Source organism: Methylobacterium sp. E-005, assembly GCF_022829725.1.
Taxonomy (GTDB): Bacteria; Pseudomonadota; Alphaproteobacteria; order Rhizobiales; family Beijerinckiaceae; genus Methylobacterium.
In genome coordinates this window covers 63005-77840 of sequence record NZ_JAKSYG010000219.1, presented here as the reverse complement: position 1 = coordinate 77840, position 14836 = coordinate 63005, and the positions used below count along the sequence as shown (strand labels likewise).

The following is a 14836-nucleotide window of genomic DNA, read 5'->3' as shown; positions in this document are numbered from 1 at the left end:
CCCTGGAATTGCGGTGCCCCGTCCCTGCGGGCTTAGAGCCTGGACGGCCGCAGGGGAAGCCAGGCGCGTCAGGCCGCAGGTCCGGCGCCGCGCGGTAGACGAACGAATTCCAGATAGGTCGGCCGCCGTCCGGCCGCCAGCGCCTTGGCCTCGTAGCGGGTGCCGGGCCAGCCCGGGAAGGGCTGCCGCCAATCCGACGCCCCCCGCGCCGTCCAGGTCAGAACCGGGCAGCGCGCGGCCCGGACCAGGGTCCAGCCGGCATAATCGTCGATGTCGCTGGCGAAGCGGAACAGGCCGCCATCCTTGAGGACCCGGCCGATCTCGACGAGCGAGGCGTCCGACACGAACCGGCGCTTGCGCTGGCGCCGCTTCGGCCAGGGATCGGGATAGAGCAGGTAGACCCGGTCCAGGCAGGCATCCGGCAGGCGCGCCAGCAGGGCGGTGACGTCCTCGTCGCGGATGCGGATGTTGCGCAATCCCCGCGCCTCGACCGCGGCCAACAGCTTCACCACGCCATTGACGAAGGGCTCGGCCCCGATGAAGCCGGTGTCGGGATGGGCCGCGGCCTGTGCGGCGAGGTGCTCGCCGCCGCCGAAGCCGATCTCCAGCCAGATCGCCTCGGGCGGAGCCGCAAGCCCGGGGAAGAGCGTGCGCGGGTCGAGGGGACCATCGTCCGGCGGCAGGGTCACGCGCAGCTTGGGCAGCAGGTCGGCGAGGCGCCGCTCCTGCTCCCCGCGCAGGCGCTTGCCCTTGCGCCGGCCAAAGAAGGCGCGCTCCGGCTCCCCGGCCGGATGAGTGGGGCCAACAGGCTTTTCGGTGTCCAACGGCTCAGCACACTTGGAGAGTGGACGCGCCCCTTTCCCGGACACCTGGAGCGTCAGCGGAAGGTGATCCGGGACCCAGCGCCCGAACCGCCGCGACGCGGCACGATCGGATCGCTCGGCATCCGCGCGCAACGGTTGCCCAGCGGACGCTGCGCGTCGTCCCGTAACGGGTCCGGACCGCATTCCGCTGGCGCTTCATGCGTCCGGGACAGGGCGGCGCCGAACACGCCGCCCGCCTCTGTTCATCCGCCCTCGACGGGCGACCGAAGCTCGGCCTGCGCTTCGGAACGACCGTGGCTCAGGCCAGAGCGGACTTCAGCTTGTCGGCGAGGTCGGTCCGCTCCCAGGAGAAGCCGCCATCGGCCTCCGGGGCGCGGCCGAAATGGCCGTAGGCCGCGGTGCGCGCATAGATCGGCTTGTTGAGGCCGAGCGCCGTGCGGATGCCGCGGGGCGAGAGGTCGAGCGCGTCCATCAGCACGCCTTCAAGCTTGGCCTCGTCGACGTTCCCGGTACCGTGCAGGTCCACGTAGATCGAGAGCGGCTTCGACACACCGATCGCGTAGGCGAGCTGGATCGTCGCCCGGCGGGCGAGACCGGCGGCCACGACGTTCTTGGCGAGGTAGCGCGCCGCATAGGCCGCCGACCGGTCCACCTTGGTCGGATCCTTGCCTGAGAAGGCGCCCCCGCCGTGGGGGGCCGCGCCGCCGTAGGTGTCCACGATGATCTTGCGGCCGGTAAGGCCGGCATCGCCGTCCGGACCGCCGATCACGAACTTACCGGTCGGGTTCACGTGCCAGGCGGTGCCCTCGTTGACCCAGCCCTCCGGCAGAGCCTTGCGGATATAGGGCTCCACGATGGCGCGCACGTCCGCCGAGTCCAGGGACTCGTCGAGATGCTGGGTCGAGAGCACGATCTGGGTGACCTCGACCGGGCGGCCGTTTTCGTAGCGGACCGTCACCTGACTCTTGGCGTCGGGGCCGAGCTTGGCGGCATCACCCTGCTTGGCCCGGCGCGCATCGGCCAGGTCCTTGAGGATGCGGTGGGCGTAGAAGATCGGGGCCGGCATCAGCTCCGGGGTCTCGTCGGCCGCGTAGCCGAACATGATGCCCTGGTCGCCCGCGCCCTCGTCCTTGTTGCCGGCGGCGTCCACGCCCTGGGCGATATCGGCCGACTGGGCATGCAGGTGGATGGCGACGTCGTTGTTCTTCCAGTGGAAGCCGGCCTGCTCGTAGCCGATATCCTTCACCGCCTCGCGGGTCAGGGCTTCCAGATCCTTGAAGGTGACCGAATCCGGCCCGCGTACCTCACCGGCGATGACGATGCGGTTGGTGGTGGCCAGCGTCTCGACCCCGAGCCGCGCTTCCGGCATCGCCGACAGGTAGGCGTCCACCACGGTGTCCGAGATCCTGTCGCAGACCTTGTCCGGGTGCCCCTCGGAGACGGACTCGCTGGTGAACAGGTAGTTGGAACGCGGCATGGACGGCCTCGGCAACAGGACACGCCGGCGCGATCGCGGCGCTTGACCCTTCTCGGGGTCGGGGTTCTCGCACCCGACCCCAGCCCGGTCAAGACGGATTAGCGAACGGATCCGCTATAACGGACGATGCGACTGGAAAAACGGCCAACACCAGATAGGGATCGCTCTGTCCCCGAGGACAGAAACCGAGCTGTGATCGATGTCTTTGCGTCCGCAACAGCCTGTATCCGAAAGCCGGTGAACCGCTCTCGAGTTGATGACCTAGCTGCCGAGCTTGTTCTCCAGCGCCCGGATCGCATCGGCGACGTCGCGGCGGGTCTCCTCGGAGCAATTCTCGATGATGTGACGGCCCACCACCTCGGCCAGCCCCTTCAGTCCGCTGTCGGACAGGGACGCCTGTTCGCGCTCACCGAAGCCCGGGGCGACGAAATCATCCGTCCGCGGCATGCCCTTGAAGAAGTAATCCATCGGCACCCCGGTCATGCGGGAGAAGATGTCGAGATGGACGGCGCTGATCCGGTTGGTGCCCTTCTCGTACTTCTGGAGCTGGGCGGCAGACATACCGAAGCTTTGCGCGACGCGGCGCTGCGTGAGGGATGCCTTCCGCCGCTGCTCAGCGATGCGCTGCCCGACATACACGTCGCGCTGATCGGTTTTCTGACCCGCCATGAAGAAGCTCGCCCACCCCCTTGCCACGATTCCTGGCGGCAAAGCTTAGCGCGAACCGGACATCTTGTCACCGGTGGGCGATCGACAGGATGAAGGATCTGCCTACGCGATAGGCTCCGCGCCGACCAAACATGCAAAAAAGTGGCGTCCCCGGCAGGGCTCGAACCTGCGACCCCAGGTTTCATACCACTTCGACTTTCGCCGCCGCGACCCGGAAGCCGCGTTCGTGGCCTGGACTATCCCTTCACCGTGAACCGGACTCGCGTCCGGCCTTTAGGTGCCGCCCGTCTAGTCTCTACACCTTCCCTCCGGACGCGCCGGGCGGGCTTGGCTCGGGATCGGCAGGGTGCCGGGCGGTGAGACGCCGGCGCCGGAAGCGTTCCCCGACTTTGAGCGGATCCGCCGCGCGGTTTCCCGGCGCGACGCCCAATTGAACCTGCTTAGGAAACCTGTGCTCTGTCCAGCTGAGCTACGGAGACAACCGCGGGCTCCATAGCATTTCCCGCAGGCGAGGCCAACCGCGCCCCGGTGGACAGGGCCTTCTCACGGGGCATGATGGCCCGGGGGATCGGATGCGCAGGACAGCGGGATCGGCGGAGCGGATCGGGGCTGCGCTGCTGGCGGCATGGGCGAGCGTGGCCGCCGCGCGGGGGGCACCGCGGGGCGGCGGGGCAGATTGTACGGCGGGACCGCCACGCGCCGAAATCCTGACGGGCGTCGGGCTCCGGGGCGAGCTCCGCCTCGCCTCGGGCGCCCGCGCGGTGCTCGATTCCCTGCGCTGGCCGGATGCGCCGGAGATGGTCGCCGCGGCGCAGGCTTGGCTCGACGCCCGGCGGGGCTCGCGCCTCACGCTGACGCCGCGGGGGGCGCCCGACCGCTGGGGCCGGGAGCGGGCCGACATTCAGCGCGCGGAGGGCGACGAGGATTTCGCAGGCGGTCTGATCGACGAAGGGCTCGCCTTCGCGGATGCGAACGAGATCGATTCGCTCTGCCGCCCGGCCCTGCGCCTGGTCGAGGCGGCGGCGCGGGCAAAACGACTCGGTTTGTGGCGCGTGGCCCTGCCGGACGCGGGCGATGGTCCGGCGCTGCGGGCGCTCGCCGGGCGCTTCGTGGTGGTGGAGGGCCTGCTGCGCCATGTCGGCGAGCGCGGCGCGCGGACCTATCTCGATTTCGGCCCACGGGGTGCCGACGCGCTCACGGTGACGGTATCGAAACGCACTTGGCGAATGGTACGCGGCCGTGGTTTGAGTGCGGCCTCGCTCGAAGGCCGGCCCGTGCGGGTGCGCGGCGTCCTTGAGATCTGGCGCGGTCCGACCCTGGAGGCCGGGGCCGACGCCATCGAGGTCCTCGGCGAGGCGGACCGGCCCGAGGCCGGCCCGGAGACGGAACGGGGGCTGCGGCGCTGATCGCGATGGGCGGGATCACGGGGGGATTCTTTCGGGCGGCGGGCGGTGTCCCGTCGAGGTTGGCGGCACTCTGTGCCGTGGCCTTATCGGCGAGCCTGATTCTGGGCGCCTGCGTGGCCGACCAGAGTGCCGCGACCGTGCAGCCGGCCGTGGTACGGGTGCCCGTCGAGGCGCCGCGGACCACCGGGCGCGAGCGTGTCGCGGATGCCGACCACGTCAAGCTCGTTGCCTCCTTTGGGGGCGAGGCCCGCGCGCCCAACGTGACCCGGATGCTCACCGAGGTGACCGACCGCCTCGTGAAGGCAAGCGACCGGCCGGACCAGAGCTACGTGGTGACGCTCCTCGACTCACCGGTGGTCAACGCCTTCGCGCTGCCGAACGGGCGGCTCTACGTCACCCGTGGGCTGGTGGCGCTGGCAAGCGACACCTCCGAGGTGGCGGCCGTGCTGGCGCACGAGATGGCGCACGTGACCCTCAACCACGCCACCGCCCGCAGCGAGCTGGAACTGCGCTCGCAGTTGGTCAGCCGGGTCGTGCGGGACGTGCTGAACGACCCCGATACCGGCGCGCAGCTCCAGAACCAGTCGCGCTTCGCCCTCGCGCGGTTCTCCCGCGAGCAGGAGCTGGAGGCGGACGCCACCGGGGTGCGCACGCTGGCCAAGGCCGGCTACGACCCGTTCGCGGCCGGGCGCTTCCTCACCGCCCTCAACCGCTCGACCGGGCTGAAGGCGAACAGCGCGAGCGAGCCCGACATGCTGGCGACCCATCCGGGCACCGCCGAGCGCATCACCCAGGTCACCCGGGCGGCCCGCCGCATCGGCGCGCCGGGCATCGGCACCGACGACCGGGCTGCCTACCTCGCCGCGGTGGACGGGCTCGCCTATGGCGACAACCCCCGCGACGGCGCGGTGCGCGGCCACCGCTTCCTCCATCCGGGGCTGGGCATCGCCTTCGAGGTGCCGGACGGGTTCACCCTGGAGAATACCCGCTCGGCGGTCCTCGGCACGACCCCGGACGGCAACCGGCGCCTGCTGTTCGATCAGATCGAGGCCAAGGAGGGCCAGCCCCTCGACGCGGTCCTGAGGGCGAGCTGGAACGACGCCTTCGACCCGGCGGGCTTCGAGAGCCGGGAGGTTGCCGGCCACCCGGCCGCCTTCGCGTTGTCGCGAGGCAAGGAATGGACCTTCCGCCTCGGGGCGATCCGAATCGGGGATTCGACCTACCGGATGATCATGGCCGCCAAGGGTACGACCGACCCCGATCCGGCCTTCCGCCGCTGGACCGCGAGCCTCGGGGCGATCTCCCCCGACGAGGCGGTGCTGCGCCCCCTGCGGCTGCAGCTGGTCCAGGCGACCTCGGCCAGTGCCGAGGAACTCGCCCGCCGCATGGCGGTGCCCGACCGGGCGCTCGAGCGCTTCCTCGTCCTCAACGGTCTGGAGCGGGGCGCCGCGCTGGTTCCGGGTCGGAGCTACAAGATCGTGACCGAATAGCCGCCCTGCGCGGCTACGGCTTGTGCGGGACGCGGCTCCGGAGATCCTTCCGGGGTCGTTCGAGGAGAGCGCCGTGATTCGATTCTTCTACAATCTCAGCCCCAATCCCATGAAGGTCGCCCTCTGCCTGGAGGAGATGGGCCTGCCCTACGAGCCGGTGCCGGTGGATACCCGCAAGGGCGAGCAGTTCGACCCCGCCTATCTGGCTGTCAATCCGAACGGGAAGGTGCCGACGATCATCGACGGCGACGTGACCGTCTTCGATTCGAACGCGATCCTGCTCTACCTCGCGGGCAAGACCGGCCGGTTCCTGCCGGAGGGCGAGCCGGTGCGGGGCGAGATGCTGTCCTGGTTGATGTTCGTGGCCACCGGCATCGGGCCGTTCTCCGGCCAATGCGTGCACTTCCGCCATTTCGCGCGGGACGGCGGCGCCTACGCCACCGAGCGCTACACCTACGAGGCGCGGCGCCATTGGGGTATCCTCGACGCGCAGTTGAAGGACCGGCCCTACATTCTCGGCGAGGACTACACGATCGTCGACATGGCGGCGTGGGGCTGGGCCCGGATGGTGCCATTCATCCTCGGCGAGGACGCCTTCACGGATCTACCCAACGTGAAGCGCCTGCTCGACGCGATCAACGCCCGGCCGGCCGCCCAGGCCGCCGAGGCGCTGAAGGGGCGCCACACGTTCAAGGCCGAGATGGACGATGAGGCCCGGAGCTTCATGTTCCGCTTCGCGCAGAACGCCGCCTGAGGCTTCACCGAATCGCGCCCCACCCGTCAGGGTACGGGGGCGGTCACCGTGAGCATCGGCAGGGTGATGGCAAGCGTGCCGCTCGGCGGTCTGTCGGCGCCCAGCGTCAGGCAGGCCGCGAGACCGAGACACAGGGCGAGACCGAGCAGGGAGGTCTCGAAGCCGCGGTAGACCCAATCCATGGTGGTGCCCTTTCGCGAGGCTTCACCAGAATGCGCCGGTTGGGTTAACGGATCGGTGTGCGGCCTCACCAACCGGAGGCGACGAGGGCAGCCCCCGTGGCGATCAGCGCGACGCCGGCCCAGGCGGCGAGGCTCAGGGTCTCGCCGAGGAGGCCCGCGCCGAGGATCGCCACCAGCACGACGCTGAGCTTGTCGAGGGGTGCGACCCGGGCAGCGTCGCCGAGCGACAGCGCCCGGAAATAGCAGAGCCAGGAGGCTCCCGTCGCGAGACCGGACAGGACCAGGAACACGAGGCTGCGGCCGGAGATCTGGGCGAGCCCGCCGGTCTGGCCTGAAGCGACGACGATCAGGCCTGCGAAGATCAGGATCACCGCCGTGCGCACGAGGGTCGCGACGTCCGACTGGACACCGGCGACGCCAACTTTGGCGAGAATCGCGGTCAGCGCGGCGAATCCCGCGGCGGCAAGCGCCCAGAAGCGCCAGGACTGCAGCAGCTGGCTCACGGAGATCTCATACGGTTTCGATTCGGGTGTCCGGCCGCACCGCCGTCTTTGCGAGCACAGCGAAGCCATCCCGTTGCGCGACACTCACAGATGGCGACCGGGCGATCCAGGCGAATGTCGTATCCGACTGAAAAGCCGCCGCGCTATGAGCGCAGCGGCTTCTCCGTCACAGAGCGCCGGGCCTGAGACCCGCGGACGTCACAGCAGCTTGTCGACCGTGATCGGCAGGTGGCGTACCCGCTTGCCGGTGGCGTGGAACACCGCGTTGGTGATCGCCGCTGCGGTGCCGACGATGCCGATCTCGCCGAGCCCCTTCACGCCGAGGGGATTCGCCTTGTCCTCCTCGTCCACGAAAATCACGTCGATGTCGTAGATGTCGGCGTTCACCGGCACGTGGTACTCGCCGAGATTGTGGTTCATGAACCGGCCGATCCGGTGATCGAGCATCGACTCCTCCTCCAGGGCCGAGCCGATCCCCATCACCACGCCGCCGAGGATCTGGCTACGCGCCGTCTTCGGATTGAGCACCTTGCCGGCCGCGATCGCCGAGACGACACGGGTCACCCGGACCTGACCCAGCTCCTCGTCGACCTTCACCTCCACGAAGACCGCCGAATGCGTGTAGGCCTCGTATTTTTGGTTGAAATCCTTGTCGGGACCGGCCTGCTCGACCGCCTCGACCTTGTCGACGCCCGCCGCCTGCAAGACCTCCACCAGGGAGACGCTGCGGCCAGGATCACCCGCCACCGAGATGCGGCCGTTCGAAAACACCGCCCGGTCAAAATCAACATTGGCCAGCGGCGAGCTCTCCATCGCGCGGGCGAGCTTGAACACCTGCTCGCCGACAGTGCGGCAGGCCTTCATCACGGCGGTGCCTGAAGAGGCCGCGGTCCAAGAGCCACCCGCGACGGGAGCTTCCGGCAGGCGGGTGTCGCCGAGCTTGGTGGTGACCGCGTCCATCGGCAGGCCGAGGGTGTCGGCGGCGATCTGGGTGAGGATCGTGTAGGTGCCGGTGCCGATATCGCCGGTGGAATTGCCCACCGTCAGGCGGCCGTCCGGCGTCAGGGTCGCGATGGCGCTCGACTGCATCATCATCGATTCCCAGACCCCGGTGGCGACGCCCCAGCCGACCAGTTCCCGCCCGTCCCGCATGGAGCGGGGCTCCGGGGAGCGCTTCGCCCAGCCGAACCGCTCGGCGCCCTGCGTGAAGCAGCTCTTGAGCTCCTTCGAGCCGAAGGGCTTGCCTCCGGCGGTGGCGTCGGACTCGGCGTAGTTCTTCAGCCGCAACGCGATCGGGTCCATCCCGGCCGCGTAGGCGAGTTCGTCCATGGCGGTCTCGATGGCGAACACGCCCGAGACGGCACCCGGCGCGCGCATGTCGCCGGGGGTCGGGGTATCGACCTTCACGAGGCCGTAGGTCAGGGCGACGTTGTCACAGCGGTAGAGGACCCCCGACCAGTTGACCACGACCTCCTGGTAATCCTCGTAGTGCGAGGTGCCATGGATCGCGTCGTGCCGGAGGGCGACGAGGCGACCGTCCCGCTCGGCGCCGAGCGCGATCGTCTGCAGGGCCTCGGGTCGGTAGGTGAACGACCACATCTGGTCACGGGTCAGGGTGACCCGCACGGAGCGCTTCAGCTCCTGCGCGGCCAGCATGGCCAGGAACAGCTGGTATTGCGGGCGCAGCCCCGAGCCGAAGCCGCCGCCGAGATAGGGATTGAGGACGCGGACCTGATCGGCCTTCAGGCCGAACACCCCGGCGAGGTACTGCTGGCTGTTCGAGACGCCCTGCACCTTGTCGTAGACCGTGTAGGTCCCGTCCGCCTCCACCACGACCGTCGAGGCGTGCGGCTCCATCGGGTTGTGGTGCTCGATGGCGAGGCTGTAGCCCTCCTGCACCCGCACGGGCGCGCTGCCGAACGCCGTGTCGGCATCGCCCCAGGGCTTCGGCGGCGGCTTGATGCCCTCGCGCTTGCCCGGCGGGTCGTAGGCCTGACTGCGCATGGCTTCGAGATCGGTCTCCGGCTCCTGGGCCGCGTAGGTCACGTGGACCAGGCTGGCGGCGTAGCGCGCGGTCTCGAAATCCTCGGCCACCACCAGGGCTACCGGCTGGCCGCTGTAGACGATCAAGTCGTCGTACAGGGCGCGGAACGGCGAGCCGGGGGGCGCCACCGCATCCTGAAAATTCTTGTCGCGCCACGCGGTGCGCGGCCGGTTCTCATGGGTGATCACCTTGAGGACGCCCGGCACGGCTTCGGCCTGGCCTGAGTCGATCGCCACGATCCGGCCCTTGGCGATCGCGCTCGACACAACGTACCCGTAGGCGAGGTCGGGGGCGGCGAACTCGCCCGCATACTTGGCAAGGCCGGTGACCTTGGCGGGGCCGTCGATGCGGCTGTGCGGGGTGCCGACGAAGGTGTCGCGGCCGGTGGAGCTGAAGGTCTGAGTCATGACGGGACCTACTGGATGCGCTTGTCGCTGAGCGACTGGGGCGTGCCGGCGGCGGCCTGTTCGAGGCCGCGCACGATGGCGCGCCGGGCGAGATCGACCTTGAAGCCGTTCTCCGATTGCGGCTTCGCCTCGGATACGATGAGATCGGCCGCCGCCTGGAAGGTTTCGCGGGTGGCGGGCTTGCCTTCCAGCAGGGCCTCGGCGTCCTGGTTGCGCCAGGGCTTGTGGGCGACGCCCCCAAGCGCGAGGCGCGCGGTCTTCACCCGGTCGCCATCGAGCTCCAGGCCCGCCGCCACCGAGACCAGCGCGAAGGCGTAGGACAGCCGGTCGCGCAGCTTCAGGTAGGTGTAGTGCTGCGGGAAGCGGCTCTCTGGTAGATCGACCGCAACGATGATCTCGCCGGGGGCGAGGTTGGTGTCCTTCTCAGGTGTGTTGCCCGGCAGGCGGTGGAACTCGGAGAACGGGATCGACCGGTCACCCTGCGGTCCGCTGACCTGCACAATGGCCTCAAGGGCGGCCAGCGCGATGCACATGTCGGACGGGTGGGTGGCGATACACTGATCGCTCGTCCCGAAGATCGCGTGGATGCGGTTCATCCCGCCGATCGCCGGGCAGCCGGAGCCGGGCTCGCGCTTGTTGCAGGCGGTGGCTGTGTCGTAAAAATAGTAGCAGCGGGTCCGCTGCAGCAGGTTTCCGCCGGTCGAGGCCGCGTTGCGAAGCTGCGCCGAGGCGCCGGCCAGGATGGCGTTGCGCAGCAGCGGATAGCGCTCGGCAACACGGTCGTAGTACGCCACCTTGGCGTTGGTGGCGAGCGCGCCGATCCGCAGGCCGCCCGCGTGATCCTCGATCTTGTCGAGGGGCAGGCGGGTGATGTCGATCAGCCGGCCCGGCTTCTCGACATCGTATTTCATCAGGTCGATCAGGTTGGTGCCGCCCGCGATGAAGCGTGCCCCGGCCCCGAAGGCCTGCACCGCCTCCGCCACCGTTCCGGCACGGACGTAATCGAAGCGGTTCATCGGGCGTCTCCCTGCATGACGTCCTCGATGGCGTCGACGATGTTGGTGTAGGCGCCGCAGCGACAGATGTTGCCGCTCATCGCCTCGCGGATTTCGTCCCGGGTGTGGGCATGGCCCTCGTTCATCAGGCCGACCGACGAGCAGAGCTGGCCCGGCGTGCAGTAGCCGCACTGGAAGGCGTCGTGCTCGATGAACGCCTCCTGGATCGGGTGGAGCGCGTTGCTGCCCGCCCGGTCGCCGAGGCTGGCGAGGCCTTCCACCGTGGTGATCTCGGCGCCGTCCTTCATCACGGCGAGGGTCAGGCAAGAATTCACCCGCGTACCGTTCACCAGCACCGTGCAGGCGCCGCACTGGCCGTGGTCGCAACCCTTCTTGGTGCCGGTGAGATCGAGTTTTTCGCGCAGCAGATCGAGGAGCGTGGTCCAGGGGGCGACCTGGAGTTCGCGCCGCTGCCCGTTGATCGTGAGCGTGATGCCGATCGGCGTATCCGCCGACACGGGCGGCTGTTTCTCAAGGAGCATGGCGTGTCCACGGTGCAGGGCGGCGCGTTCTGTCGATAACCATTCCAATCTGTGCCCGTTCCGGGACAGAGGGTCTCAGTTTCGAGTCGGCCGAGCAGGTGAAGAGATGGAACCGCTTCGCGGCGACGTCTCGCGCGGGGTCCCGGGTCGCATTCCGCTGGCGCTCCACGCGCCCGGGAAAGGGTCGATGTCTCATCCGACACCACCCCTTTCCCGGACAGGTGGAGCGTCAGCGGGTCTGATCCGGGACCCCGCGCAGGACTCGCCGCGATGCGGCTCCCAATCTCTCAAACCCACCGCCCGACATTGCCGCCCGCACCCCGCCTCGGCTAACCCTCGTCCTGCGAACAAACCCCGGAGCCCCCGATGGCCGCGCTCGACGCGATCCTCAACGACATCGACGCCGATCTGGAGAACGCCCTGGAGCGGCTGTTCGCCTTCCTGCGGATCCCGTCGATCTCCACCGATCCGGCCTATGCCGGCCCGTGCCGCGAGGCCGCCGCCTGGCTCGCCAAGGACCTGACGGCGCTGGGCTTCGACACCGCCGTGGAGGAGACCTCGCTCCACCCGGTGGTGCTGGCCCACAGGCCGAAGCCCGGGGCGCCGCACGTCCTGTTCTACGGCCATTACGACGTGCAACCGGTCGATCCCCTCGACCTCTGGACCACACCGCCCTTCGAGCCGCACATCGCCGATGACGGGCAAGGTGGAAAAAAGATCGTCGGGCGCGGGTCATCCGACGACAAGGGCCAGGTGATGACCTTCGTGGAGGCCTGCCGGGCCCACATCGCCATGAGCGGCGAGCTGCCCTGCGGCGTCACCATCCTGGTCGAGGGCGCCGAGGAGAGCGGATCGCAGGGCCTGCCGGAATGGGTCGCGGCCAACCGCGAAAAGCTCGGCTGCGACGTGGTGCTGGTCTGCGACACCACCATGTGGGACCGCGCCACCCCGGCCATCACCTCGTCACTACGCGGCCTCGCCTATTTCGAGGTGAAGGTCACCTGCGCCGACCGCGACCTGCATTCGGGCTTCTTCGGGGGCGCGGCGCGCAACCCGATCCACGTCCTCGCCAAGATCATCGCCGACCTGCACGACGCCGATGGCCGGGTGACCATCCCGGGCTTCTACGAGGGCGTCCACGAGCGCCCCGCCGAGGTGCTGGAGCAGTGGCGCGGCCTCGGCCTGACACCGGAGAAGCTCCTCGGCCCGATCGGCCTGAAGGAGCCCGCGGGCGAGCGCGGGCGGCTGCCGATCGAGCTGGTGCAGTCGCGTCCGTCCTGCGACGCCAACGGCATCATCGGCGGCTATACCGGCGAGGGCACCAAGACGGTGATCGCCTCCACGGCCTCGGCCAAGATCTCGTTCCGCCTCGTGGACGATCAGGACCCGCAGGCGCTGGCGCGGAACTTCGAGGCCTTCGTGCGGGAACGCATCCCGGCGGATTGCGCGGTCGAGTTCATCACCTACAAGGGCTCGCGGGCGATCAGCCTGCCCTTCGACATGCCGCAGCTCGGCGCCGCCAAGGCCGCTTTGGCCGAGGAATGGGGCGTGCCCGCGGTCACCGTCGGCGCGGGCGGCTCGATCCCGATCGTCGGCGACTTCAAGCGGATCCTCGGGCGCGATACCCTGCTGATCGGCTTCGGCCTCGACGACGACCGCATCCACTCGCCCAACGAGAAGTACGACCTGACGAGCTTCCACAAGGGCACGCGCTCCTGGGCGCGGATCCTCACGGCCCTCGGCCAGGGCTAGGGCTTCACCGGGCCGTCGCCCGCATCTTCGCGTCGATCCAGGCCCAGAGGGCCCGGATCTCCTCGGCGGCCAAGCCATCGGGGGCGTATTCCGTGACGCCGAGGCCGGTGGCCAAGGCGTCCTGGTGATCGACCCGGTGGACGATGCTCGGCTCGGCCAGCACCCCCAGCCCGTGCAGCTGCTCGGCATAGGCGCTGGTGCGCGGCGAGGGCAGCGGCGGGCACTGGTTCAGCACCAGGGCCAGCCGCCCGCGCAGACCGAGGCCGACCAGCGCCTTGAGGGTCGGGCGGGCCGCCACGATGTCGAGCCGCGAGGGCCGCACCGGCAGCAGCACGAAATCGGCCTCCTTCAGGGCCGGGGCGAGCCCGGCGGAGCTGCCGGCGGTGTCGAGGACGGCGAGCGTCGTGCCCTGCTCGGCCAGCTGGTCCAGGATCGCCGGGAGCTGCCCGATCTCCCAGGGCTGGACCCGGTCGACCGTGACGGAATCCTCCGTCCGCAGAGCGCTCCAGCCTGCCAGGGAGTTCTGCGGATCGAGGTCGAGGGCGGTCACGCGCTCACCCGCCTCCGCGGCGGCGACCGCCAGGGAGGCGGCCAGCGTCGTCTTGCCGGTGCCGCCCTTCTGGACGGCGACCGCGAGGATCCGCAGCGGCCGGGCGGCCCGTCGCAGCGCGGTCCGGGGCTCGACCCCGGATCCTTCAGGATCCATGCATCCCACCTGTCGATCGCCGGTATGGCCGTCGCACCTCACGCGCGATCGCGGAACCGCCGCCGTCCGATGGGACGCGGCCGACAGGGTCCGCGTCCCGGACCGGGGTCCTCGACCCGCGACTCGCGCATGCGCGATCCAGCCTGAATGATCGTAGTCCGGGTTTCATGACGATGGGGCTGTGAACATCTGAGGCCGCCGGACGACCCTCCAGTCGGAAGCGTGGGACATAAGCATCCGGATCGAGACCGGAAAAAGACGGATCCCGGCGCGCCTCTGATTTCTTCGGGACCCGTAACCGGCATCCCAAAAGATCTGCTTGTCGCAGACGCGATACTGATCCACCTGTAGCCCGCACCGCGCAATCCAGTCAAGATTTACAACCAATGGCTGATTATGACGACATTTGTATTTTATGTTCTGAATATGACAGATTTCCTCAAAGTATAAATCTGCGACCAAGATCTCAGAAATATACATTTGTATTAAAAAGATCAAAAAATTTCATATCTGTCATATTCGTCGACCGCGCTTGTCAGCAAGGGCCGCGACGGATCACCCTTGCGCCTCGGAGTCGGACCGCCTCTGACTGTCTCCCCGTGATTCGCGGCCGCCAGCCCTCCCGCATTCCGGCACGCCATGACAGATCTCTCGCATGACCCGGACTTCTTCGCCGTGCTCACCGGCAGCTACGCCCGGCGCCTGGGCGCGCCGCTGGTGCCCGACGGGGCGGATACGGCGTGGCTCTACGGGCAGGCGCCGTTCGCGGTCCTGGCCCATGACGGCGGCGCGGATCCGCGCTTCGTCTACGCCAACCGGGCGGCGCAGGCCTGTTTCGGATACAGCCGCGCGGAGCTGGTCGGCCTGCCCTCGCGGCTCTCGGCGGAGGCGCCCGAGCGCGCCGAGCTCCAGCGGCTGCTCGATGCCGTGACCCGGGACGGGTTCAGCCGGGACTACCGCGGCCTGCGCATCGCGAAGGATGGGCGCCGCTTCTGGATCGAGCGGGCCGTCGTCTGGCAGCTCGACCGCGACGGCGCGACGGTTGGGCAGGCGGCGACGTTCTCCGAATGGCGCGACGCCTGAAA

At 69.1% G+C, this 14836-nt stretch carries 14 protein-coding genes; 5 read left to right on the top strand and 9 right to left on the bottom strand.

Annotated elements, in window-relative coordinates:
* Nucleotides 1-68: 68 nt before the first annotated feature.
* From MKK88_RS26320 to MKK88_RS26310, 3 genes are all read right to left on the bottom strand, one after another.
* Nucleotides 69-824: a tRNA (guanine(46)-N(7))-methyltransferase TrmB gene (locus tag MKK88_RS26320; RefSeq protein WP_244005081.1), complete on the bottom strand. Its 756-nt coding sequence runs from the start codon at nt 822-824 to the stop codon at nt 69-71.
* Nucleotides 825-1122: 298 nt separating this feature from the next.
* Nucleotides 1123-2301 carry a methionine adenosyltransferase gene (gene metK, locus MKK88_RS26315; RefSeq protein WP_244005079.1) on the bottom strand — a complete coding sequence of 393 codons (1179 nt, stop codon included), beginning with the start codon at nt 2299-2301 and terminating at the stop codon, nt 1123-1125.
* A gap of 261 nt (nt 2302-2562) precedes the next feature.
* On the bottom strand, nt 2563-2970 hold the full coding sequence (locus tag MKK88_RS26310; protein WP_244005077.1) for a helix-turn-helix domain-containing protein: 408 nt from the start codon (nt 2968-2970) through the stop codon (nt 2563-2565).
* Between the two features lie 572 nt (nt 2971-3542).
* On the opposite strand from MKK88_RS26310, the gene MKK88_RS26305 reads away from it, so the two are divergent.
* The 3 genes from MKK88_RS26305 to MKK88_RS26295 all read left to right on the top strand — a co-directional run bounded on the left by MKK88_RS26305 (nt 3543) and on the right by MKK88_RS26295 (nt 6620).
* On the top strand, nt 3543-4376 hold the full coding sequence (locus MKK88_RS26305) for a thermonuclease family protein (RefSeq protein ID WP_244005075.1): 834 nt from the start codon (nt 3543-3545) through the stop codon (nt 4374-4376).
* A 5-nt stretch (nt 4377-4381) separates the two neighbouring features.
* A complete protein-coding gene (locus MKK88_RS26300) occupies nt 4382-5866 on the top strand; it encodes a M48 family metalloprotease (protein ID WP_244005072.1) in 1485 nt (494 codons plus the stop codon).
* Nucleotides 5867-5939: 73 nt separating this feature from the next.
* The gene (locus tag MKK88_RS26295; RefSeq protein ID WP_244005070.1) at nt 5940-6620 is read left to right on the top strand and encodes a glutathione S-transferase family protein; all 681 of its coding nucleotides are present in this window, start codon (nt 5940-5942) and stop codon (nt 6618-6620) included.
* Nucleotides 6621-6646: 26 nt separating this feature from the next.
* On the opposite strand, the gene MKK88_RS26290 is transcribed toward MKK88_RS26295, so the two are convergent.
* The 5 genes from MKK88_RS26290 to MKK88_RS26270 all read right to left on the bottom strand — a co-directional run bounded on the left by MKK88_RS26290 (nt 6647) and on the right by MKK88_RS26270 (nt 11293).
* Nucleotides 6647-6802, bottom strand: coding sequence for a hypothetical protein (locus MKK88_RS26290; protein ID WP_244005068.1), 156 nt, complete (start codon nt 6800-6802; stop codon nt 6647-6649).
* 65 nt (nt 6803-6867) lie between these two features.
* A complete protein-coding gene (locus tag MKK88_RS26285; protein ID WP_244005067.1) occupies nt 6868-7305 on the bottom strand; it encodes an EamA family transporter in 438 nt (145 codons plus the stop codon).
* A 198-nt stretch (nt 7306-7503) separates the two neighbouring features.
* Nucleotides 7504-9756, bottom strand: a complete 2253-nt coding sequence (locus MKK88_RS26280; RefSeq protein WP_244005065.1) for a xanthine dehydrogenase family protein molybdopterin-binding subunit — start codon at nt 9754-9756, stop codon at nt 7504-7506.
* A gap of 8 nt (nt 9757-9764) precedes the next feature.
* Entirely contained in the window at nt 9765-10772 is a 1008-nt protein-coding gene (locus tag MKK88_RS26275) for an FAD binding domain-containing protein (RefSeq protein WP_244005063.1), read from the bottom strand.
* Nucleotides 10769-11293, bottom strand: coding sequence for a (2Fe-2S)-binding protein (locus tag MKK88_RS26270; protein WP_244005061.1), 525 nt, complete (start codon nt 11291-11293; stop codon nt 10769-10771). Before MKK88_RS26270 ends, MKK88_RS26275 begins: the two co-directional genes overlap by 4 nt.
* Before the next feature lie 366 nt (nt 11294-11659).
* Between MKK88_RS26270 and MKK88_RS26265 the strand changes: the two genes are divergently transcribed.
* Nucleotides 11660-13045, top strand: a complete 1386-nt coding sequence (locus MKK88_RS26265; RefSeq protein WP_244005058.1) for a M20/M25/M40 family metallo-hydrolase — start codon at nt 11660-11662, stop codon at nt 13043-13045.
* A gap of 4 nt (nt 13046-13049) precedes the next feature.
* On the opposite strand, the gene MKK88_RS26260 is transcribed toward MKK88_RS26265, so the two are convergent.
* Nucleotides 13050-13751, bottom strand: a complete 702-nt coding sequence (locus MKK88_RS26260) for an AAA family ATPase (protein WP_244005056.1) — start codon at nt 13749-13751, stop codon at nt 13050-13052.
* 639 nt (nt 13752-14390) lie between these two features.
* Between MKK88_RS26260 and MKK88_RS26255 the strand changes: the two genes are divergently transcribed.
* Nucleotides 14391-14834, top strand: a complete 444-nt coding sequence (locus MKK88_RS26255) for an MEKHLA domain-containing protein (RefSeq protein WP_244005053.1) — start codon at nt 14391-14393, stop codon at nt 14832-14834.
* Nucleotides 14835-14836 lie beyond the last annotated feature (2 nt).